A 22263-nucleotide genomic window follows, 5' to 3' on the forward strand; every position below is an offset into this window, starting at 1 on the left:
TTACTTCCAAGCGTTGTCTAAAATAGGGAGCTATTAGCCCCAAAGCTTTTCTAGATCGTAATAGCTACGTGCTTGATCTTGCATAACGTGAACAATCACATCACCTAAATCAACTAATGCCCATTCGCCATCGCTTTGGCCTTCGTAGCCTAATGGCTCTTCACCAGCGTGACGAGCTTCTTTTGCTAAGTTATCAGCAATTGACAATACATGACGTCTTGATGTGCCTGAACATACAATCATGTAATCGGTTACGTCTGAAGTGCCAGTTACGTCAAGTTGAATCACATCACGTGCTTTCATATCGTCAATTTTGTCTAGTGCAAAAGCGAGTAGTTGTTTCGAATCCAAGGTTTTGTCTCAATTTAAAATTTAATAGCGGTTATTTTAACACGCCGAGGGGTTTATACCAATCACTCTTGATAAAGCCGGTGCTGCTCAATATAGTGACTCACGGTGTCGGGTAATAGTTCACTCTTTTTAATACTTTTTTTAAGAGCTTGACGGATAGTGCTGGATGCGGCATCCAGTTGCTTACCTTCTAAAAAGTAAAGGTGTCCGCCATTTTTTTCGTTCAGTAGTGAAATATCGTTGCTCATAGCCTGCTGTTTGTAGTTTTTAAGTTCACCTTGTACATCACAGTTTTGACCTGGGCGTTGATACACCACTATATGGCATAGACTCGTTATTGTTTGCCACTGATACCATTTATCAAGGTTGTTGAATGAGTCCATACCAATTAAAAATAGAATCGGGGTATCGGGATTTTCTGCTCTTAGTTCTTGCAAGCTTAATAAAGAATACGACGGGCCGCTACGTTTTAGCTCCCGTAAATCAAGCTTAAACTGCGAATATGGTTTAATTGCGGTTTTAAGCATTGCAATACGATGTTCGGTGCTGATCCCCGGTGCCGCTTTGTGTGCGGGTATTGCACAGGGCATAAAATAGAGTGAGTGTAATTTAAAGGTCGCAACGCATTGCTGCGCCATATTAAGGTGCCCAAAATGAACAGGGTCAAAAGTGCCACCAAAAATTGCAATCATGGTATTTTTCCTTTACTGGCGGTTAGTATGACACGGCAGTGGAATATCGAGTGGTTGGCAAAATTTAATACAAATATGTGCTAATGCTTGATAGGGGGCAATTAATACACCTTGTTTGTAGCTTGCATCAAATAATGCCAGTTCACTGCTAATACTTTCAAGGGTGTGAATATTTAGTCTGTTTATCGCTGTTTGTACCGGCGCTTGTTGATTTTTCCAAATCGCTTTTTGTTTAAACAGGGTCGCTAATGACTCACCTTGCAATAACCCTTGTTGTACACTGATTAAGGTATTTAAATCTTTATTGATGGCCCATAAAATACTCACCACTTCAGTGTTATCACTGGCAAGCTTATTTAATACTTTTATTGCTTGTGTAGTATAGCCGTTTAACAGGGCATCACTTAAATCAAAAATATCGAATTTAGATTGGTTTAGTAGCCCTTGCATTACCAGTTGTTGGGTAATGAGAGCGTCACCATGTATTAGTGACAGCTTTTCAAGCTCTTGGAAACAAGCCAGTAAATTGCCTTCAGTGGCATTAATTAAACTGAGCTTAGCCTCGTTTTGTAAATTAAGTGACAAGCGTTGGCATTGTTCATCAAGCCAACGTTTTAAGTGATTACCACTAAGCGGATAGCAGGGTACAAATAACCCTTGCTTATCGAGTGCTTTAAACCACGCACCGCGTTGCACATCTTGGCTTGCTTTGGCGCCTTTAACAATTAAAATGGTGTCAGGATTTTCAAGTTCAACAACCTTTTTAAAGGTGTTAGCACCGGGTGTACCAGGTTTTTGCTGGTTTAAGTCAAGCTCAATAATTGTACGCGCACTAAATAACGACATACTTTGGTATTGCGCTATGATTTCCTGCCAATCAAAGCCTTGGGCTAAAGTGAATTTAATTACTTCATCAAAGCCTTGCGCTTTTGCGCTGTCGCGTATGAGCTGTACACATTGCGCTTCTTGAAAAGGCTCTTCACCAAAAACCAAATAAAAAGGTTTTAACCCCTTTTTTAATTCGCTAGGCAGCTGATTTGCATAACAACGCATTATAGTTGCGACAACTCTCTAACAATTCGACGACTCGCTTGCTGGCGAATTTCGCTGATCAGTAGTTCAAGCTCTTTTGCTTTAGCTAGTGCGTTGTCAGGATCATCTTGGTAATTACGGTAAAGCTCAAAACGTTTTTCAATGGCTTCTTGTTTTGGGCGTTTTACAACATAACTCACACTGTATGCCAGTTCATATTCAGCTACTTGTCCGTTTTGAAACAACGACAAGGTTTGGCGCTCTAGCTGCTCTTTAAATAAATAAAGTTGCGCAGACTGTTTACTAGCAGGGACTAAAGTGACATCGCTCATAGTCAGTTCTGTTTGCAAATAGCTAAACAAAGCTGATTTTTGATCATCACCCACCAAGGTTAGCTGTTTTAAATCATCGGGTAGGCTTGATGCTTTTTTAAGGTGAAAGCCACAGCTCGATAACAAAAAACAGACTAGCGCTAAGGCTAGTCCGTTTTTAATGGCATTTAAAGTAGCCATATTAGTTAGCTACCACGTTAAGCAATTTACCTGGTACATAAATTACTTTGCGGATTGTTGCACCATCAGTAAATTTAGTGACGTTAGATTCTGCAAACGCGAGTGCTTCTACTTGCTCTTGCGTTGCATCAGCTGCAACCGTTAGTTTTGCACGTAATTTACCGTTTACTTGTACGATGATTAATTTTTCATCTTCAACTAGGGCAGATTCGTCAACTTTTGGCCATGCTGCATCTAAAATATCACCTTCTTTACCTAGCTCTTGCCATAACTGATGCGATAAATGCGGTGTTATTGGTGCTAGCATAATAAGTAATGCTTCTAATGCCTCGTTAGCAATGGCAACATCTTGAGTGTCGTTTAATGGCGCTTTTAATAACTTATTAGACAGCTCCATGATTGCGGCAATCGCAGTGTTGAATGTTTGACGACGTTCAACATCATCGCTCACTTTTGCAATGGCTTTATGTAGCTCACGGCGAAGTACTTTTTGTGGGTTAGTAAGCGACGATTTATCAAGTGCTTGGAAGCCAACCGTTTTAACATCTACCGCGTATTTCCATACACGTTTTAAGAAACGGTGTGCGCCTTCAACCCCTGAATCTGACCATTCAAGCGTTTGCTCCGGTGGTGCAGTAAACATCATAAATAAACGCACGGTATCTGCACCGTATTGAGCAATTACTTCTTGTGGGTCTATGCCGTTATTTTTCGACTTAGACATTTTGCTCATGCCAGATGAGAATACTGGTTCACCATCATCGACGTGCCATGCCTTGGTTACACGGCCTTTGTCGTCGGTTTCGGTATTTACATCACTTGGCGAAATCCATACATCGCCGCCTTTTTCATCTTTACGATAAAATGTTTCGGCAAGTACCATACCTTGACAAAGTAAGCGGTCGAATGGCTCGTCTGAATTTACTAAACCAAAGTCACGTAGTAATTTATGGAAAAAGCGCGAGTACAATAAGTGTAAAATTGCGTGCTCAATACCACCAATGTATTGGTTTACTGGTAACCAATAGTTAGCGGCTGCTGGATCTAACATACCCTCGTCATGGCGCGGGCTACAGTAGCGAGCGTAATACCATGATGACTCCATAAAGGTGTCAAAAGTATCAGTTTCATGAGTGGCTGGTACACCATTTACAGTTGTTTTAGCCCATTCTGGATCCGCTTTAATTGGTGAGGTAACGCCATTCATTACCACATCTTCTGGTAAACGCACTGGTAGCATATCTTCAGTGGCAGCAAGCTCATTACCATTCTCATCACTCAGCATTGGAATTGGCGAACCCCAATAACGCTGACGGCTTACACCCCAATCGCGTAGACGGAAGTTTACTTTACGCTCTCCCACACCTAATGCTTCTAGCTTGTCGGCAACAGCGTTAAAGGCGTTTTCAAAATCAAGGCCATCAAATTCACCTGAGTTTACTAATACCCCTTTTTCGGTGAATGCTTCTTGAGCTAGGTTTACTTCAAGCTCAGAGCTTTCAACTGGCGCAATAACTTGTTTAATATCTAGGCCGTAAGCTGTTGCAAATTCAAAGTCACGTTGGTCGTGCGCAGGTACTGCCATTACCGCACCTGAGCCGTAATGCATTAATACAAAGTTAGCAACCCAAATTGGTAGCTGCTCGCCCGTTAATGGGTGAGTGGCGTAAAAGCCTGTTGCAATACCTTTTTTCTCCATGGTTGCCATGTCTGCTTCAGCAACTTTGGTGTTTTTGCATTCTTCAACAAACATTGCAATCGCGTCGCTATTTTTAGCCGCTTCTTGTGCAATAGGGTGGCCACCAGCAACGGCTAGGTATGTTACGCCCATAAATGTATCTGGGCGTGTAGTGTATACGCTAAATTTTTCGTTGTTATCGGTACGCGTAAATTCTATGTCTAAGCCTTCAGAACGACCAATCCAGTTGCGCTGCATGGTTTTAACTTGTTCAGGCCAGTCTTCTAATTTGTCTAAATCGTCTAATAGCTCTTGTGCGTAGTCGGTAATTTTAATAAACCACTGTGGAATTTCTTTTTGTTCCACTACCGCACCTGAACGCCAACCGCGGCCGTCAATTACTTGCTCGTTAGCTAGTACAGTTTGATCGACCGGATCCCAGTTAACCGTTGACATTTTTTTGTACACTAGGCCTTTTTCGTAAAGCTTAGTGAAAAACCATTGTTCCCATTTGTAATATTCTGGGTGGCAGGTTGCAATTTCGCGATCCCAATCGTAGCCAAAACCTAATTGCTTAAGTTGGTTACGCATGTAGTCAATATTTTCGTAAGTCCACTTTGCAGGGGCTGTTTTATTTTTAATAGCCGCGTTTTCTGCAGGTAAACCAAACGCATCCCAACCCATAGGTTGCATTACGTTTTTGCCTTGCAAGCGCTGGAAGCGAGAAACCACGTCACCAATGGTATAGTTACGCACATGACCCATATGCAGTCGACCACTTGGGTAGGGAAACATTGAGAGGCAATAGTATTTTTCTTTGCTCTCATCTTCTGTGGCTTTAAATACTTGGTTTTCTTCCCAGTAGCGTTGGACTTTTGACTCTATGTCTTGTGGGTTATATTGCTCTTGCATTTACGTTTCCAAACTTCTTGCATACTAATAAAAAATTGTCGATAGGATACCCCAAATAAAGCGCTATTCACAGCGTCAAAGCGGCGCTTTTTGTAAAATTGCGAGTAAATTAGTTTTCAGTACAGGTTAACCTATACTTATCTATGATATAGAGTAAATCAGTAGACGTTTTGAAGGAGTATAAAATGGCAGATTACAGAACATGGCTTAGTGATTTATCCGATTGGTTAAAAGATGTGAAAGAGCATGAAGTTAAAGCCGCAGTAAAGCGATTTATTGAATCTGAGCAGGCACTTAAAGATTTAGGTGAAGAAAAATACCAGCTTTATCGTAATTACTTAATGCGTGACATTTCTCACCTACAAGAAAATAATAGCTACTATAATTCGCTTGCATGGCAGGAGCTTAAGGAGTCATTGTGGTTTGAGCTTTCTCATATTGAAGACAAAACACAGCTTGAATGGCAGTCATTAAGTGAAGATTTTAAGCATAATGGCGTTTATCACGCAGGTGAATGGATAGCCATGGGCACATTAGTATGTAAGAATTGCAACCATAGTTATGATGTTTACCATGCAACGCAAATTATTCCTTGCACGCAGTGTGATGGCATCTATTTTAGCCGCCAGGCTTTACAACCCTAAATATAAGTATTGAGTGGCTGTAGGCCACTCAATATGCCCAAATCTAGCAATTAAGCTGGTAAAAAAAGAAGTTAGAATGACGAAAAAACTGCTGCCACTACCCGTATCAAATCTTGCACCGAGTATTTCTTCGAGCCATGTAAACACTTGCATGAGCAATCCATACCCTGAGCAACTTACCTTTATAGGCCAACAACGTGCGCAAAGTGCATTGGACTTCTCTTTAGGAATGGACCTACCTGGTTATAATGTTTACGTAATGGGAGAGGCGGCACACGGGCGTTTTACCTTAGTAAAAGACAAATTAAAACAACACGCTAAAGAGCGCACAACACCGCATGAATGGCTGTATGTTAATAACTACGACGATCACCGTGAGCCTATTGCGTTATTTATGCATGCAGGGCAAAGCAAACAATTAGCCGATGATATTGACTCATTTATTGATGAAGTACTCGACACCTTTCCTGCTGCATTTGATAACCCAGCTTATCAGCGCAAGAAAAAATCGATAGACCGTGAGTTTAACGATGCTTACGACGGCGCCATTACCGCGGTAGAAATAGCTGCGCTTGAGCAAAGTGTGGCATTAATCGAAGAAAAAGGCGTAGTCGGCTTTGCACCGCTGATTGATGGCAAGCAACTTACCGATAATGAATTTTCTGATTTGGAAGATGATTTACGCGAAATGTTTTTTGAGCGTATAGAAAAATTAGAAGATGCCCTTATTGAAGCGCTTATTGAGTTACCGCGCTGGAAACGTGAATCCAAAGAAAAGCTCCGTAATCTTAAAAAGTCTACCGCTGAGCAAGCCACTAAACCGTTATTAAAAGACTTAGAACATAAATATGCCAGCCATATTGGTGTACTGCGTTATTTAAAAGATATACGTGTAGAAATTATTGATGCCGTGCTTGAATGGCTTGATGATGAAGGTGAAAGCGAAGAAAACAAAGAAGACTTTGACCGTAAAGGCATGCTTACCGACTTTTTTGCGCCAAATATTTTGGTTGAATATAAAGAAGGCGATGCGGCACCGGTTGTTTACGAGCCAAACCCAACTTTTGGTAATATTTTTGGCAAAATTGAATACGCCACATCGCAAGGGTCGTTAATTACCAGCTATCGCTCAATTCAGCCAGGTGCATTGCACCGCGCGAATGGCGGCTATTTAATTATGGATGCTGAAAAAGTAATGGCTCAACCCCAAGTGTGGGATGGGCTAAAGCTGTCGCTAAAAACCCATCAAATTAAAAATGACTTACCTTATCAAGACAGTGTCGTTGGTAGTAGCTTTACGCTTCGACCGCAGTTAATACCGCTTGATGTGAAAATTATTTTACTCGGCTCACGTGAACTTTATTACACCATCGGTGAATACGACGAGGAATTTGCTGAGTTATTTAGAGTACTTGCCGATTTTGATTATTACTTACCAAGTAGCGATAAGCTGCAGTATCAGTTTATTACTAAAGTCAGTGATTACTGCGAGCAAACATTAAAGTGCACGTTAAACGAAGCCGCAATGGTGCGATTACTTAAATTTAGTTATCGCCAAGCAGAGCACCATAATAAGTTATCAGCACGTTTTGCTGATGTGTTAGAGCTTGTGGCTGAGGCTAGTTTTTACGCTAAGCAAGACAAGCTTACGGTGATTGATGCACGCCATATTGACGAAGCTATACAAGGCAAGCAGTACCGTACGGGGCAAATTAGCGAAAACATGCTCAGCGATATAAAGGAAGGGCATACTTTAATAGCTACTGAAGGCCAAGCCGTAGGTAAAGTAAATGGTTTGACTGTACTACACATTGGTGACACCTCATTTGGCACACCTGCACGTATTACTGCTACCGTTTATGCGGGCGCCGATGGCGTAATTGATGTGGAACGCGAAGCTGAGTTGGGTAAAGCAATTCACTCAAAAGGGGTAATGCTGCTTACCGGTTATTTAGGTAACAAATACGCGCAACACTTTAGTTTAACACTCAGTGCGAATATCGCTATTGAACAAAGTTATGGCTACATAGATGGTGATAGCGCCTCTCTTGCTGAACTTTGTGCGCTCATTTCGGCCATTACGAGCTTACCTATCAGTCAGTCTATTGCTCTAACCGGTTCAATTAACCAACATGGTGATGTGCAGGCCATTGGTGGTGTAAACGAGAAAATAGAAGGCTTCTTTAAGCTATGTAAAATGCGCGGCTTAACGGGTGAGCAAGGGGTTATTATTCCTAAATCGAATCAAGTTAATTTGGTGCTTGATGACGAAATACTCAATGCCGTTGAGTTAGGTAAGTTTAATATTTATGCTGTGGAAACCGTTGATCAAGCACTAAACTTATTAATGGATATTGAAGCGGGTGATATGGTTGATGAACACTACCCAGAAGATTCGGTTAATGGCATCGCATTAGCGCGATTAAAAGACATTGCCGATATTGTTAATGGCGATAACAGCGACGAAAAAGACCACGACTCAGAAGATGAAAAAGGGGAGCTATGATCAATATAATTTTACTGATTGTTATCGCTATTTTTTGCGTTTTAATTTTTAAAAACAGTAAAAAAGCCAAGCAGCAAGCAATCGCAAACGCACAGATTGAAAGTGATTATTTAATTGCCAATGTAAAAACTGAAGGCGTACATGAAACGGCTTCTGGCTTGCAATATAAAATAATCCATAAAGGACAGAGCGAAAATACACCTAGCCCAACGAGTATGGTTAAAGTGCATTATCATGGCACTTTAATCGACGGCACTGTATTTGACAGCTCAGTGGAGCGCAAAACTACGATTAGCTTTGGTTTGCACCAAGTTATAAAAGGTTGGACAGAAGGCCTACAACTGATGAGCCCGGGCGATAAATTTCAGTTTTATATACCGCATCAGCTCGCCTATGGTGAAAAGCGAGTAGGGAGTATTCCTCCTGCATCATTGCTTATTTTTGAAGTGGAATTACTGGCTATTGAGTCGTAATTTTAAAGAAAAAACACTTTAAGCCTTACTTTAATCAAGTAGGGCTTTTTATTTGCTCTCCTTAGCCAATCCTACTCAAGAATTTAAAATATCAGTCGATACCTAAAATAGTGACAAATTTATTTTAGGGATAAAATAATGAAGATTTCAACCGCCTCAATTCAATATCAAGCATCTAATTATAACAATCAGTCTTTAATAGAAACCGAGCCGCAACCTAAAGATGACGAATCACAAGAAGAGCCTGACTATGTTTTATCAGAGTTTTTAGATGCAAAGGTTCAAAAATACAGCGAAGATAACGCAACATTTGCTGAGCAATATCAAAATTTAGAAAAGGCATATAAATATTTCACCCAGCAAGTGGTTGCATTACAAGAGCAAGTAAATAAGCTTAAGCAGAGCACGGTACAACGTAGTTTAACCATTGATAATAGCCAATATGGGCCAGCTGAAGAGGGCTATCAGTTGACTATGGATGCTGAGCATATCGGGGCTAAAAAATATAAAACCGAGCAACAACAAGAAGAGATGAATAGATTGCAGCTGCAACTTAGTGAGGTGAAGTCTCAGCAGGCAGCAATAAAACAACAAATTATTGAGCTAGTAATCAACGAAATGAAAAGGCGAGGCGACGACTTCACTGTTTAGCCTTGTAATGTAAGCAGAGAAGTTAGTTTTTAAACTCAATTTTTCCTATTTCAAGCCTAAATTTCCCCGCCTGTTTACCTGCAATCATAAAGCCAAGCTGCTTTATCTCTTTAAAGCTAATTGTAGGCTGTTGTTCAAGTAAGCAGCCGCGATAAGTAAGCTGAAAATCTTCAGGTAAAAACTCAATATTAAGCCACTCACTTTTCGTGGTACTGAACGAATGTGTATAAGCCGCCCCATCCATGTACTCATTAGTTCTTAAGCGTAATTGGTAGGTTTGACCATCGCCCTTAATACGCAGCACTATTCTTGTAATATTTTGGTTTTTTACATCCAATGGTGTTCTTATAGAAGCAAATCCACCATTGTTTGCAAGCGATACCTTGCCTGTAAACACTAAATTGTCGTTCTCATAAAAAACCTGACTATTAGAAATGCCACCCATCACCGAATCATTAACCACATACCAGCGAGCATTAGCATTTGCCTCGCTGGTGGCAAACAGTAAGTTAAAAACAAAAAGTGATGAGAGTTGTTTGGTGGTCATGAGTAATTCCTTAAAACCATTATTAACAGTAATACGTTTTGATGTAATAATTGTTCACTTGATTATTTTAATACTGGGATAAGGTAATCCTTGATTAAAATACTGACCAAATTAAAGACGTTATAAAATATAAGGATATTAATTTATATGACAAAAAAGCCTGTGATTCTCATTATCATAGCATTTATTGTTATGATGCTCGGCCCTGTTGGTATTTATGAGTGGTACACTTCAATCGACCCCTCCTTTATCCCTAACCGTTTTTATGACTTTTTAAGTTCTTGGGTTTTAGGCTTTATTACTATTTCTTTAGTGTGTGCCTTTCTATTTCATTTAATAAAAACGCCAAATGCAAAAGAAGAGTTTAATACTCACTTTGATCAAGAAGGGGTTATCCTTAAATATTTAAGTATCATTATGATACCTATTTTGCTGTATGCATATCTTTGGGCTGTCATTTGTGCGCCGATTCAACTATGGGCGCATTATCATTTAGGCGATTATTGGTCTGAAGAATATATCTTAGTTGAGTCTGAAGCTTGTTATAGCGATTATGAGCCGAATTGCGTTCGTTTACTCTTTGCAGATATATCTACAAACAAACAGCATACCATCAGGTGGTATTTAGATAAGCACAAGCTTTTAAAACTTAAAAATACAAAAGTGAACTTAGTCGGCGAAAAAAGTTACTTTGGCTATCTTGTTAACGAAATACAATGGTAAAAACGAAAGGGAATTAAATGAAAAGTAATAATTTTAATGAGAGCATAAAAGGCTTTTTTTGGGGAGTTGGGTTTGTAATAGCAATGCTTGGCGGTATTAGTGCATTCGCCCTGACAATTGCAGCTGATGTTGACAGTGGATTTAAAACAATGGTTTCTAATAAAGCATTAGAAACAAGTGATGAATTTAACAATGACTATAATCTAACTCTTTCTGAAATATACAAAGAAAATGGTCAAGTAAGAATCGCAGCTGAATTAAAAAATATTACTAACGAGAGCATTTATACGGGAACCGTTATTGCTTCTACATTTGACGAAAGTGGCAAGTTTATTGGTAATTGTGTAGGCAAAAGCACAGACAGCTTTTTAGAACCTAGTGAAGTTAGCTATGTTGACATTAAATGCAATTTATTTAGATCACAAGCAGGTAAAGTTCACTCGACAAAGCTTAAAATTAAGTGGTTTTAGGGTAAGTTTAAATAAAAAGAGCCATACGAAGTATGACTCTTTTTTATTTGAAATAGATGTAATAGAGTTATTTTATTGAGGCAATAAACTCTTCATCTGCATATAGGTTTGTTAGTAATTTTTGAACTAACTCTACGTAGCTTTTTTGACCATTAGGGATAGCGATCGCTCCCATAAATGAAGAGTCAAAAGTGTGTTCGGCCATGATTTCTTTTTCGAATAAGATAATATTCTCTTCTGAAACGATAAAGTTTACTTTTATAAATGAACTTCCCTCGGAGAAACCCGTAACATCAATATCTTGGTCAATTACTTTGCCAGTTACTTGCTTTTTAGCAACACCAGACCAAAGCTTGGCTAACTTAAGCTCTTGCAACAAAGCATTTTCAATATATTTACCATAACTGTTGCCTACAGATGAAATAAGAGGTGAGCCTCTAAGTGAAATTTTATTTAGTTTCTTTTCAGATTTAATTGTGCCAACAGATAGAGGGGAAGCCGTTTCTTGCTTTAATTTTGAAACGTTACCAATGTCTGCACTATAAGGAGGCACTTGAATTGTACATGCACTTAAGAATAAAACCCCGATTAATCCTATTGAACTTCTATACTTCATTTTAATTCTTTCCTTACTCATAGTTTTGACTGCTCTAACTCTACAACTAGTTTGTTAAATGCTTCTTCTGTTGCACGCTTTGCTGATAAAGAAAAGTCGTTTTTAAACTCATCAAATTCAGCTTTGCCAAAACCTTTAACTTCAGTATTCCATGCTATATCGCCATTGTTATTTAAAGTTTTACAGTTTAACGTGAAAGTAAACTCTGTAGGTGGCCATGTAAATAAACTATCTGAAATAGATTCAGTTGTTATTGTAGGTATAAATACATATTCAATTTTATTGTCTTGTAAAAATGTATTATCAGTTAAGGATTCAAGCTTATAAACGTTTTCAAATTTATTAGAAAGTACAGTATATAATGCAGCTTCTGTGTCTTTATAAGGTTTGTAACTAACATTATCGCCACCACCACCAGGTGTTTTTACTTGTTTTTTAATATCATCTTCAGAAATATAATAACCTACAACAGACATTGATTTATTTTCTGAAAGCTGAAGTTTTTCAGTGTCTGGATTTAAACTTATCTGGTGGGCACAGCCACTTAAAACAAGTACCGAAAACAAGAAAAACATGTTAGTTAATAACTTCAAAATATACTCCATATATTTAATTTTTAAAGAAAAAGTAGTTTCATCGATAATATATGTTTTGTAGTTGCATTGTAAATAATGTTAACTTTATATTTGTAAATGGTTGTAACTTTTGTATCTAATAATTTTTGGCTTTGAGGTGTTTTTATTTTAAATAGAGATGAGTTCGCTTGAGCAAAAATTAAAAAGCGCGTAATTTAACCGCGTTACCTATTTTAATAACAAGTATAATAATGAAAGCACAAGAATTAGAACAATTAGCGTTATCTAAAGCCGAAACTCGAGAAGTGATCACGCCGTATGCCTTTGAGGTTGATAATGCTTTACTTGGCTTGCCTTTGGCTTCGCCGACTCGGCGCGCATCAGCTATGATTATCGATGTAGCATTAATATTCTTAGCTGCAAAGCTCAGTGCAACTATTATTGCATTCGTTGCTGCGATGGCATTTTACAAAGGAACGGCGCAGCAATACCTTCCTAAAATGTCGAGTGTATGGCGAAGAATACTAAAAATAGTAGCAGCAAGTATTTTATTTGTAAGCGCTCTTGCTGTGCTTTCAATTGGTATAGATTACTTAGAAGGCGATGACTCTGATCAAGGCTTAACTGTTCAAGGCTTAAAAATACAGGATGACATTCAGCTTAATTCCACAGAAAAAAAGCAGGTAAATGCCTACTTAGTGCAAACAGACGACGAAAGCTGTGAGCAATCTTGTCAACAAAATGCACTTGATAATTTGATTGGGCAAGTACCCAAATTAGCCGAAATGGACGACCTACAAAACCCACAACTTGCAAAAGCATTTTTACAATTATTAGTGCTTGGTGAAAATAACGGATTAAAGCTTGCGCAGTTAACAGAAGATAAACCCGCACAAACAACCACACACAGTATTTTGCAGTGGGGCAAAGGTATTATTCAAGATTTAGGTTTGGGTTTTGGCTGGGCGGCTGTGTACTTCACACTGTTTTCTTTATTATGGCGCGGTCAAACCCCTGGTAAAAAGCTCTGTAACACCAGAGTGGTTGCATTAAGTGGTGAATCACTGGGTTTACTTGATTGTTTTGGCCGATACGGCGGTTACGGCGCAGGTTTTGCCACCGGCTTGTTAGGCTTTTTACAAGTGTACTGGGACCCAAACAGACAAGCTATTCAAGATAAAATATCAGCCACGGTGGTTATTAAAGGGAGTATTAACCAAGTTGTAAATGTGCAAACGGTAGAAGAGACTGTTAAAATTTAATTTTGCTCTTATTACAAGGATGGTTATGAAAGCTTTATTAATTGTATTTATTAATCTGTATTTTATTACGGTTTCGTATGCGTCAGAAAATATTGTGTTCGCAAAAACGCATCAGCTTACGTCTGTTATTTTAGGTGAGCAACGCAGCTTTAGCGTTTATTTACCGCCAAGCTATAATGAAAACCCTAATTAAGTATATCCAGTTATTTACTTGCTCGATGGTGACCAAACACATCTAAAAGCCGTAGCTGGGCTAGTAGAGGCACTTAGTACAGAACGGCTAGAGCAGCAAATACAGCAAGCAATTATAGTAGCCATTCCTAATAGTAAAAATGCGATAAGAGAGCGTGACTTTACCCCAACCAATGTTGATTGGACATTTAACGGTAAACTCCTAGAAAGATTTGAAAATATCGGCAACGCCTTAAACTACAGCGCCTTTTTTGAAAAAGAACTTATTCCACTCATTAATAAAAATTACCGGACATCAACTAAACGCGTATTAATTGGCGAGTCTTTCGGTGGTTTATTTGCCAGCTATGTATTGCTTACCAACCATGCGCTATTTACAGATTACTTAATTATTGATGCAACCTATCTGTGGGATAATAACTACCTCAATCGTTATTTTAATGATAACCAATTTATAAATAAGCAGCTTAACGGCAATGTGTATTTTACCTTTGCAAATAATGTCGAAGCGTTTGGCGAAATTGGTAAAATAAATTACCAATGGGGTTTAGCGTTTGCTAAAAAGTTAAAAGCGCACCCGAGCGATAATTTAGTTATAAATCAACGTTGTTTTGAAGATGAAACCCATGGCACAGTCGCCGCACTTAGTTGGTATTATGGGATTAAAGAATTATTAAGTAACTAGAAACCTAGTTTTATAAGAATAAAAATATTTAGATTATTTTTAAGGAAAGGCTATGAACGATTACAGCTATGATTGGGTTTTAGCTCCTCATATGATTGAAACATCATATCTATATTTGAAGGCATCAGAGCTTATGTGGAGTCATTCAATTAGTATTTCGATAGCTAATGCAGCATTAGCTTTGGAGATATTACTTAAAAGCTTTAACTGCAAAGTAGTAAGCAATGATGGATTAATAAACGAAAAATATCAATTTAACGCTAAGGTTCTTAATAAAAAAGAAAATGCACATGATTTGGTGTATCTATTTAATGCGTTACCAACTTCAATTAAGCATAAATTTTCAAGCGACCTTTCATTGATACTGATTGAAAAATATCGACATACCTTTATTGAAAGTCGCTATATTTATGAGAAAAATGCAATTACTGGGGGAACAACTGCATTAATGGACATGACAAGTCGTCTTTTAAAGAAAACAATCTCAATTTATCTTGAAAGAGGGTGTACTGATCAATGGATAAAAAATTACCCTGATGTTTAAACCTTACTAAATTATTGGGGTTGTATTTATATACTGATAGCTGACAACCGACAGCTATCAACTCCATTCACTTTCTAAACCTAACCCCAAATCCAATCATACCCAACAACACCATTACTCCCCATACAAACCCATTGCCGTATTGGCTATACACGCTATCCCCTTGTATGAGCTTTATATTGGCTTTGAGTGTGGTAGCTTCAAACTGTGGCATAGTTTGGCGTGTTTGGCTTATGGGGTCGTATACACCGCTTATGCCGTTGTTGGTAACACGCACTAATGGACGCTGAAGTTCTAGGGCGCGCATGCGGGCTATTTGCATATGCTGATGAGGGCCGATTGAATCACCAAACCAAGCATCATTACTCACCGTAAATAATATGTCTGAGTCGCTTTTATAATTGCCACGCACTAAATCGGCAAATACTATTTCGTAGCAAATAGCGGGCAGTAAATTAAAGCCATTCGCACGTAAGTTATTTTGCACTTTATCACCGCGCGAGAACGATGACATGGGTAAGTCAAATAACGGAGCTATGGGGCGGAGTATGTCTTCAAAGGGAACAAACTCTCCAATCGGCAGTAATTGATGCTTTTGATAGCGGTTACTATCTAAGTAACGGTAGTGGCCGTGTTCATCACTTTGCTCTTTGTTACCGACCACAATTAGCGTATTGAAAATGGTTTTAGTGTCGCGTTGGTAATCGACAATACCGGTCACTAATGCAGTTTTATTGAATGAGGCGGCACTGTCTAAGCCTGCTAAATACGAATCGGCAAGCGCTTCTATCTCAGGCACTGCAGCTTCAGGCCACACGATTAAATCGGCATCCCAGTGACGGCGCGTCATATCCTGATACTTACTCATGGTGGTCCAAAACTCACTGGGGTCAAACCGCAAGTGTTGTTTTATATTACCTTGTACAAGCAGCACAGAGAGGTCTTTATCGGAGTAATGGGTTACCTTTGTAAAGTGTGCGCCTGTGAAGGCAAGCAAAACCACAGCAGCGGTAACAGCAGGCATTTTAAATTGTTTTTGCGTTAAGCTGTACAATGCAAAGCCAATGGCAATACATAATAGCGTGAGCCCAAATTCACCAATTAAAGGAGCAAGGGCATTCAGAGGGCTATCGGTTTGTGTATAACCAAAGCTTAACCAAGGAAAACCAGTTAACAGGTTGGCACGCAAATATTCACTAATAGCAAAACAAGGGAGTAAGAGCGCTGCAAAACTTATAGAGCCGTTTGAAAAGCGAGTGGTTGCCCACAGCGTCAGCGCAGGAAATAACGCAAGGTAGCTACAAAGCAGTGCCATTAATGCAATTGAGGCGACCAGTGGCATACCGCCAAAGGTGGCGATAGAAACATGTACCCAACTTATACCTGCACCAAACCAGCCTAGGCCAAATATAAAGCCATATTTAGCCGCTGTTTTAGCATGTACTTTTCCATTGAGGTTTGCAGGAATACAAAAAAATAGCGAGCCTATGCTAAAAAATACAATCGGCCAAATACCAAAAGGGGCGTAGCTAAAAGTTAAAACAAGGCCCGCAACCAGTGCGAGCCATGCTTTTTTATCTTTTGCTAGTAGGGTGAGACTAGTTAGCAGTTTCTTCACTGTCGTTATCATCAGCCTTAGGAATGGTGACTTGCAGTTGCAATATACGACGATTATCAGAATTGGTTACTTTAAACTGAAATCCCTCTATATCGATGGTTTCGCCACGGCTCGGCATATGGCCAAAGGCGTGTAACACGGTACCACCAATAGTGTCGGCATCTTGCGAGCTGTAACCTGATTTAAAATGCTCGTTAAAGTCATCTACAGGGGTCAGTGCTTGCACAACGTAAACATGTTTAGCAAGTTGTCGAATATCTTGTTGTTCTTCTTCTTCATCGTGCTCATCTTCGATTTCGCCAACAATGATCTCAAGAATATCTTCAATGGTTACTAAACCCGATACACCGCCGTATTCGTCTATCACGATTGCCATATGGTAGCGTTGCTGACGAAATTCATTAAGCAGGGTATCCACCCGTTTACTTTCAGGCACTACCATGGCAGGGCGCAAATAGTCACGTAGCGATGGTAAATGCTCATCTTTATTTAAAATGAGAGGTAATAAGTCTTTTGCGAGTAAAATCCCTTCTACATGGTCTTTATCTTCACACACTACCGGAAAACGAGAGTGGGTAGAGTCAACCATCATAGGTATGTGCTCTTCAAGCGGGCTATCAATTTCCAAAGTGACCATTTGTGAGCGCGGGATCATAATATCTCGCACTTTGAGCTCAGACACGCCAAGCACACCTTCAATCATTTCTTTGGTTTCAGGATCGATTACATCCCGCTCTTGGGCATCGGCAATTACCTCAACCAGCTCTTCTCTATTCTGGGGTTCCCCTTGCAACATCTGGGTTATACGACCCAGCCAAGTTTTGCCAGAAGAACCCTGGCTAGATTGCGAGTTATCGTCGCTCATTACGTCTAATTGCTCCGTTTATTTAAATATCGTCCCGATATGGGTCTGCTATGTTTAGTTCAGCAAGTAATTGCTTTTCTATGCTTTCCATCTCTAACGCGTCTTCACTCTTTATATGGTCAAATCCAAGTAAATGCAAGCATCCATGAATAACCATATGAGCAAAGTGGTCATGAAATGACTTTTCTTGCTCTTGTGCCTCAGCCAAAACAATGGCAGGACAAATAATTAAGTCACCCACAAGTGGGATATCAATACCCGGTGGCGCTTCAAATTCAAACGATAATACGTTGGTAGGCTTATTTTTACCGCGGTAGTCATTATTGAGCTGTTGCGACTGTTCTTCATCGCTAATAACAATAGTCAGCTCTGACTCATCACGATATTGGCTAAGCACTTTATCGGCCCACATGGCAAACTGCTCGAGGCTAGGTAAGTTGTCAAACTCACACGCTATTTGTAAATCAAGTTCTGTTTTCACGGTGTTACTCTTTAGTCGCAGGTTGCTCTTGAGCGGCGAGCACTTCTTTGGCTTGTTGTTTCTCTAATCGCTTAAGACGCTCACGCTCATCGTTGCGCTCATACGCTTCTACAATGCGGGCTACTACAGGGTGGCGTACCACATCGTGCGATTTGAAAAAGTTAAAGCTAATTTCATCAACGCCATCCAATACTTCAATAGCATGGCGAAGACCAGAGCGCGCACCCCGAGGTAAATCAACTTGGGTTATATCGCCGGTGATCACTGCTTTAGAATTAAAACCAATACGGGTTAAGAACATTTTCATTTGCTCTGTGGTGGTATTTTGGCTTTCATCTAAAATAATAAACGCATCATTAAGTGTGCGCCCACGCATGTAAGCCAATGGCGCAATTTCAATGATGTTTTTTTCAATCAGTTTTTCAACACGCTCAAAGCCAAGCATTTCAAATAAGGCATCGTAAAGTGGGCGTAAGTAAGGGTCTATTTTTTGGCTTAAGTCACCCGGTAAAAAGCCGAGTTTTTCACCCGCTTCAACCGCAGGGCGAGTGAGCAATATACGGCGTATTTCTTGGCGCTCTAGTGCATCAACTGCCGCTGCAACTGCAAGATAGGTTTTACCTGTACCTGCAGGGCCAATACCAAAGGTAATGTCGTGGTGCAAAATATTAGCAACATACAAGCCTTGGTTATCGTTTCGTGGTTTAATAACGCCACGACGGGTTTTAATCATCATTTCTTTGCCATAAGCACTGTGTGCAACATCTTGCTCAAGCGCTTTAGACTCAGTGATGGCTAAATGTACGTTGTCAGGCTCAATTTCGCCAATTTCCCCACGTACAGGTTGAGTATCAATATAAAGGTTTTTTAAGATCTCTACCGCGCCGGCGCTACTGTGTAGTTTACCGGTTACTTTAAAAAAGTTATCACGATGAATAATTTCAACACCCAGACGGCGTTCAATTTGTTTGATGTTTTCGTCAAACGGGCCACATAATGAAGAAAGGCGTTTGTTGTCGGCAGGTTCTAAATAAATCTCTAATGTTTTTAACTGATTACTCAAAATTACTTCCTATTACAGTGCGCCAGCGTTAACTGGCGCAATGAATTTTTGCAACTAAGGTACGAAAGTAGCAACGCCAATTTCGTTAGCTGTCTCGGTTTTTTGCTCACTCGCTGCTTTGGTTAAAATAGCAGAAGGCGCAATTTCGCGGCGTAAGTTCATTTCTGATTCTGTACGAATTAAATCGCCACGTAAAGAGTTTGGTAGTGCCTCGGTAATACGTACATCAACAAACTGACCGATCACTGTGTGTGGGCCAACAAAGTTAACTACACGGTTATTTTCAGTTCGGCCACGTAGTTCCATCGGGTTCTTCTTAGAAGGACCTTCAACTAAAATACGTTGCTCAGTATCAAACATTTGGCGGCTAATTTGCTGTGCCATTTGCGTAATACGGTTTTGCAATAAGTACAGGCGCTCTTTTTTCTCTTGCTCGGTTACGTCATCTGGTAAATCTGCCGCTGGCGTACCTGGGCGTGCACTGTAAATAAAGCTAAAGCTCATATCAAAACCAATATCGTTGATAAGGTTCATAGTAGCTTCAAAGTCGGCCTTGCTTTCACCTGGGAAACCTATAATGAAATCTGACGACATGCTTAGGTTAGGGCGAATTTTACGTAGCTTACGAATTGTTGATTTGTACTCAAGAGCAGTATGGCCGCGTTTCATTAAGTTTAAAACACGGTCTGAACCACTTTGGACTGGAAGGTGTAAGTGATCAACCAGCTCAGGCACATCAGCGTACGCATCAATAATGTCTGGTGTAAACTCTACAGGGTGTGAGGTGGTGTAACGAATACGGTCAATCCCGTCAATTGCAGCCACTAAACGAATTAGATCTGAGAAATAGCAAATTTCACCATCGTGTGTATCACCACGGTATGCATTTACGTTTTGACCTAATAGGTTAACTTCACGTACGCCTTGCTCGGCTAACTGTGCAACTTCTAATAATACATCATCAACAGGGCGGCTTACTTCTTCACCACGGGTGTAAGGCACAACACAGAAAGTACAATATTTAGAACAACCTTCCATAATTGATACAAACGCAGAAGGACCTTCCGCTTTAGGCTCAGGTAAGCGGTCAAATTTTTCAATCTCAGGGAATGAAATATCAACTACAGATGAACCTTTATCGCCTTGTACTTGTTTAATCATCTCAGGTAAACGGTGCAAAGTTTGTGGACCAAAAATAACATCTACAAACGGAGCACGTTGGCGAATTGAATCACCTTCTTGTGATGCAACACAGCCGCCTACACCAATAATAAGGTCTGGTTTGTCATCTTTTAATAACTTCCAACGACCTAGTTGGTGAAATACTTTTTCTTGCGCTTTTTCACGAATTGAACAGGTGTTAAGTAAGATAACATCAGCATCAGCAGCTTCTTCAGTTAGCTGATAGCCGTTGGTAGCATCTAGAAGATCAGCCATTTTCTGAGAGTCGTATTCGTTCATCTGACAACCCCAGGTTTTAATATGCAGCTTTTTGCTCATTGAAATATAGCCTCGTGTTCAATTCGATAGTGGCACAAATATGTGCTAGAAACAGGTATAAGTGGCGGAATTATTAAAATTTCGCTCGACTTAAAGGACGCGTATTTTAGCTGGATACACGTTCAAAACCAAGTATAGATTTCATGTTTGTGATCTGAAATCAATATAGTATGGGTTTAATAATAGAATTAAGCGAAGCGCTCACACTGAGCAAACTAATTACGATACAATCTAAGCAGAGTTAAGTCAGAATTAAAATGATGAAAAACATGGCTAAAAATAATGTAATTGTAGTAGGGGGCGGCATGGTTGGTGCCGCTATGGCTATTAAATTAGCGCAACAAGGCAAAGTCGTACGTGTTATTGAAAAACACCCAATAGATGAATCACAGGTACTTAACAGTGATGACGTTGATATACGTGTTTCGGCTATTAATCGCTTTTCTGAGAAATTGCTTGATCAGCTCGGTGCAATGCCATTACTACGAGCAAATAGATTGGCTCCCTATGAACAATTAGAGACCTTTGAACGGGGTAACGATCATTTATTATTTGATTGTCATGCTATTAATACCACCCATTTAGGTCATTTGATTGAGAATAAGCTAATTCAAGCCAGTTTATGGCAGCAATTTGAGCAACATAATATTGAGATGATTAACCCTTCATCGGCTTTAACGGCAATAGAGCAAAACCCTGATAGCATTAGCTTGCACTATAACGAACAAAGCTATACTGCTGATTTAGTCATTGCAGCGGATGGTGGGCAATCACAATTACGCAGCAAAGCCAACATTGGTATAACCGGATGGCAATATCAGCAGCATTGTATGGGCGTGCTAATAAAGCTCGATGCACCACAACAAGTTAAAACATGGCAGCAGTTTACACCTACGGGGCCAGTTGCGTTTTTACCTATGCAAGCACCTTATGCAAATTTAATTTGGTATGACGATGCAAATACCCTCAAAGCATTTAAAGCCCTACAACCTAGCGAATTAAAAGCCCATATTATTGAAAAGTTTCCAAAGCTTGCTGGTGATTTTGAAGTACAAAGCCATGCTATATTTCCTCTGGCAAGGCAGCATGCCAATAATTATTCACAAGGCAGACTCGTTTTAGTGGGGGATGCGGCGCACACCATTAATCCTCTGGCAGGACAGGGTGTTAATTTAGGCTTTCAAGATGTAGCTGCTTTAGCTGAAGTGTTACGTACAGCTGATGATGTAGGGTGCCCGCTAATGCTTAAAGAATACGAGCGTAGTCGTCGTAACGCTAATTTATTAATGATGAGTATGATGGATGCTTGCTACTTTGGTTTCTCAAATCAAATAGCCCCATTAAAATGGGCGCGCAGCACATTTTTAAAGTTAGCTAATAATACAGGGCCGGTAAAAAACTGGGTGCTGAAATACGCAATAAGCGGTGAGCTTAGTTAAAATACTTATAGTTATTAAAAGGCTCAAATTTGGGTCTTTTTTTATGCCTAAGAAAAAGTGGTGTAGGTTATAAAGGTAGAAACAGAATTAAAGATATAAGTTAGATAATTGGAATTTAGGGTAAATCGTGAAGTGTAATCGAAGACGTGTGCAAATTGGCTGGGATACCAGGATTTGAACCTGGGAATGCCAGGATCAAAACCTGGTGCCTTACCGCTTGGCGATATCCCAA

General features: G+C 39.7%; 24 protein-coding genes and 1 tRNA gene. 11 read left to right on the top strand and 14 right to left on the bottom strand.

Features of this window, described 5'->3' with window-relative positions; genetic code table 11:
• Positions 1–33: 33 nt before the first annotated feature.
• The 5 genes from rsfS to leuS form a co-directional block, all read right to left on the bottom strand.
• Positions 34–351 carry a ribosome silencing factor gene (gene rsfS, locus MTF66_RS29595; protein ID WP_010388304.1) on the bottom strand — a complete coding sequence of 106 codons (318 nt, stop codon included), beginning with the start codon at positions 349–351 and terminating at the stop codon, positions 34–36.
• Between the two features lie 62 nt (positions 352–413).
• Positions 414–1043 (bottom strand): nicotinate-nucleotide adenylyltransferase, encoded by a 630-nt coding sequence (gene nadD / locus MTF66_RS29600; protein ID WP_138622745.1) that lies wholly within the window; start codon positions 1041–1043, stop codon positions 414–416.
• Between the two features lie 12 nt (positions 1044–1055).
• Complete coding sequence (holA, locus tag MTF66_RS29605; protein ID WP_138622747.1) at positions 1056–2096, bottom strand: DNA polymerase III subunit delta; 1041 nt, start codon at positions 2094–2096, stop codon at positions 1056–1058.
• Complete coding sequence (gene lptE / locus MTF66_RS29610; protein WP_138622749.1) at positions 2096–2587, bottom strand: LPS assembly lipoprotein LptE; 492 nt, start codon at positions 2585–2587, stop codon at positions 2096–2098. Before lptE ends, holA begins: the two co-directional genes overlap by 1 nt.
• Before the next feature lies 1 nt (position 2588).
• Positions 2589–5177 (bottom strand): leucine--tRNA ligase, encoded by a 2589-nt coding sequence (gene leuS, locus MTF66_RS29615; protein ID WP_248529405.1) that lies wholly within the window; start codon positions 5175–5177, stop codon positions 2589–2591.
• Between the two features lie 185 nt (positions 5178–5362).
• Between leuS and MTF66_RS29620 the strand changes: the two genes are divergently transcribed.
• The 4 genes from MTF66_RS29620 (at position 5363) to MTF66_RS29635 (ending at position 9451) form a co-directional block, all read left to right on the top strand.
• A complete protein-coding gene (locus MTF66_RS29620) occupies positions 5363–5821 on the top strand; it encodes a hypothetical protein (RefSeq protein ID WP_138604986.1) in 459 nt (152 codons plus the stop codon).
• Between the two features lie 76 nt (positions 5822–5897).
• Positions 5898–8327, top strand: coding sequence for a Lon protease family protein (locus MTF66_RS29625; protein ID WP_055012811.1), 2430 nt, complete (start codon positions 5898–5900; stop codon positions 8325–8327).
• On the top strand, positions 8324–8800 hold the full coding sequence (locus MTF66_RS29630) for an FKBP-type peptidyl-prolyl cis-trans isomerase (RefSeq protein WP_248529406.1): 477 nt from the start codon (positions 8324–8326) through the stop codon (positions 8798–8800). The genes MTF66_RS29625 and MTF66_RS29630 overlap by 4 nt, the downstream gene beginning before the upstream one ends.
• Positions 8801–8938: 138 nt before the next feature.
• Positions 8939–9451, top strand: coding sequence for a hypothetical protein (locus MTF66_RS29635; protein WP_248529407.1), 513 nt, complete (start codon positions 8939–8941; stop codon positions 9449–9451).
• Positions 9452–9473: 22 nt separating this feature from the next.
• On the opposite strand, the gene MTF66_RS29640 is transcribed toward MTF66_RS29635, so the two are convergent.
• On the bottom strand, positions 9474–9998 hold the full coding sequence (locus MTF66_RS29640) for a CIA30 family protein (protein ID WP_248529408.1): 525 nt from the start codon (positions 9996–9998) through the stop codon (positions 9474–9476).
• A 147-nt stretch (positions 9999–10145) separates the two neighbouring features.
• Between MTF66_RS29640 and MTF66_RS29645 the strand changes: the two genes are divergently transcribed.
• The gene (locus MTF66_RS29645) at positions 10146–10721 is read left to right on the top strand and encodes a hypothetical protein (RefSeq protein WP_055012804.1); all 576 of its coding nucleotides are present in this window, start codon (positions 10146–10148) and stop codon (positions 10719–10721) included.
• A 17-nt stretch (positions 10722–10738) separates the two neighbouring features.
• Entirely contained in the window at positions 10739–11191 is a 453-nt protein-coding gene (locus tag MTF66_RS29650; RefSeq protein WP_248529409.1) for an ATPase, read from the top strand.
• Between the two features lie 67 nt (positions 11192–11258).
• Here the strand turns inward: MTF66_RS29650 and MTF66_RS29655 are convergent, their stop codons facing one another.
• Both MTF66_RS29655 and MTF66_RS29660 read right to left on the bottom strand, forming a co-directional pair.
• Positions 11259–11807 (bottom strand): hypothetical protein, encoded by a 549-nt coding sequence (locus MTF66_RS29655; RefSeq protein ID WP_138622763.1) that lies wholly within the window; start codon positions 11805–11807, stop codon positions 11259–11261.
• 17 nt (positions 11808–11824) lie between these two features.
• On the bottom strand, positions 11825–12400 hold the full coding sequence (locus MTF66_RS29660) for a hypothetical protein (RefSeq protein WP_248529410.1): 576 nt from the start codon (positions 12398–12400) through the stop codon (positions 11825–11827).
• Between the two features lie 233 nt (positions 12401–12633).
• Between MTF66_RS29660 and MTF66_RS29665 the strand changes: the two genes are divergently transcribed.
• From MTF66_RS29665 to MTF66_RS29680, 4 genes are read left to right on the top strand one after another with little or no spacing between them, the layout of a single operon-like run.
• Positions 12634–13644: an RDD family protein gene (locus tag MTF66_RS29665; RefSeq protein WP_248529411.1), complete on the top strand. Its 1011-nt coding sequence runs from the start codon at positions 12634–12636 to the stop codon at positions 13642–13644.
• 25 nt (positions 13645–13669) lie between these two features.
• Positions 13670–13837: a hypothetical protein gene (locus MTF66_RS29670; protein ID WP_248529412.1), complete on the top strand. Its 168-nt coding sequence runs from the start codon at positions 13670–13672 to the stop codon at positions 13835–13837.
• A gap of 12 nt (positions 13838–13849) precedes the next feature.
• Positions 13850–14521: an alpha/beta hydrolase-fold protein gene (locus MTF66_RS29675; protein WP_308200255.1), complete on the top strand. Its 672-nt coding sequence runs from the start codon at positions 13850–13852 to the stop codon at positions 14519–14521.
• A gap of 52 nt (positions 14522–14573) precedes the next feature.
• Positions 14574–15065: a hypothetical protein gene (locus MTF66_RS29680; protein ID WP_248529414.1), complete on the top strand. Its 492-nt coding sequence runs from the start codon at positions 14574–14576 to the stop codon at positions 15063–15065.
• 67 nt (positions 15066–15132) lie between these two features.
• Here MTF66_RS29680 and lnt read toward each other — a convergent pair whose 3' ends face one another.
• From lnt to miaB, 5 genes are read right to left on the bottom strand one after another with little or no spacing between them, the layout of a single operon-like run.
• Positions 15133–16683: an apolipoprotein N-acyltransferase gene (gene lnt, locus MTF66_RS29685; protein WP_248529415.1), complete on the bottom strand. Its 1551-nt coding sequence runs from the start codon at positions 16681–16683 to the stop codon at positions 15133–15135.
• Positions 16664–17548, bottom strand: coding sequence for a CNNM family magnesium/cobalt transport protein CorC (corC, locus tag MTF66_RS29690; protein WP_010388331.1), 885 nt, complete (start codon positions 17546–17548; stop codon positions 16664–16666). The genes lnt and corC overlap by 20 nt, the downstream gene beginning before the upstream one ends.
• Before the next feature lie 22 nt (positions 17549–17570).
• The gene (gene ybeY / locus MTF66_RS29695) at positions 17571–18029 is read right to left on the bottom strand and encodes an rRNA maturation RNase YbeY (RefSeq protein ID WP_010388332.1); all 459 of its coding nucleotides are present in this window, start codon (positions 18027–18029) and stop codon (positions 17571–17573) included.
• Between the two features lie 4 nt (positions 18030–18033).
• Positions 18034–19092 carry a PhoH family protein gene (locus MTF66_RS29700; protein ID WP_248529416.1) on the bottom strand — a complete coding sequence of 353 codons (1059 nt, stop codon included), beginning with the start codon at positions 19090–19092 and terminating at the stop codon, positions 18034–18036.
• Positions 19093–19146: 54 nt separating this feature from the next.
• Complete coding sequence (miaB, locus tag MTF66_RS29705) at positions 19147–20592, bottom strand: tRNA (N6-isopentenyl adenosine(37)-C2)-methylthiotransferase MiaB (RefSeq protein ID WP_010388336.1); 1446 nt, start codon at positions 20590–20592, stop codon at positions 19147–19149.
• Between the two features lie 257 nt (positions 20593–20849).
• Here miaB and MTF66_RS29710 point away from each other — a divergent pair, with 257 nt between their 5' ends.
• Positions 20850–22031, top strand: coding sequence for an FAD-dependent monooxygenase (locus MTF66_RS29710; protein ID WP_138622773.1), 1182 nt, complete (start codon positions 20850–20852; stop codon positions 22029–22031).
• A 156-nt stretch (positions 22032–22187) separates the two neighbouring features.
• On the opposite strand, the gene MTF66_RS29715 is transcribed toward MTF66_RS29710, so the two are convergent.
• Positions 22188–22262 (bottom strand) — tRNA-Gln (locus MTF66_RS29715).
• Position 22263: the final 1 nt, after the last annotated feature.

Source organism: Pseudoalteromonas sp. 2CM39R, from assembly GCF_023161845.1.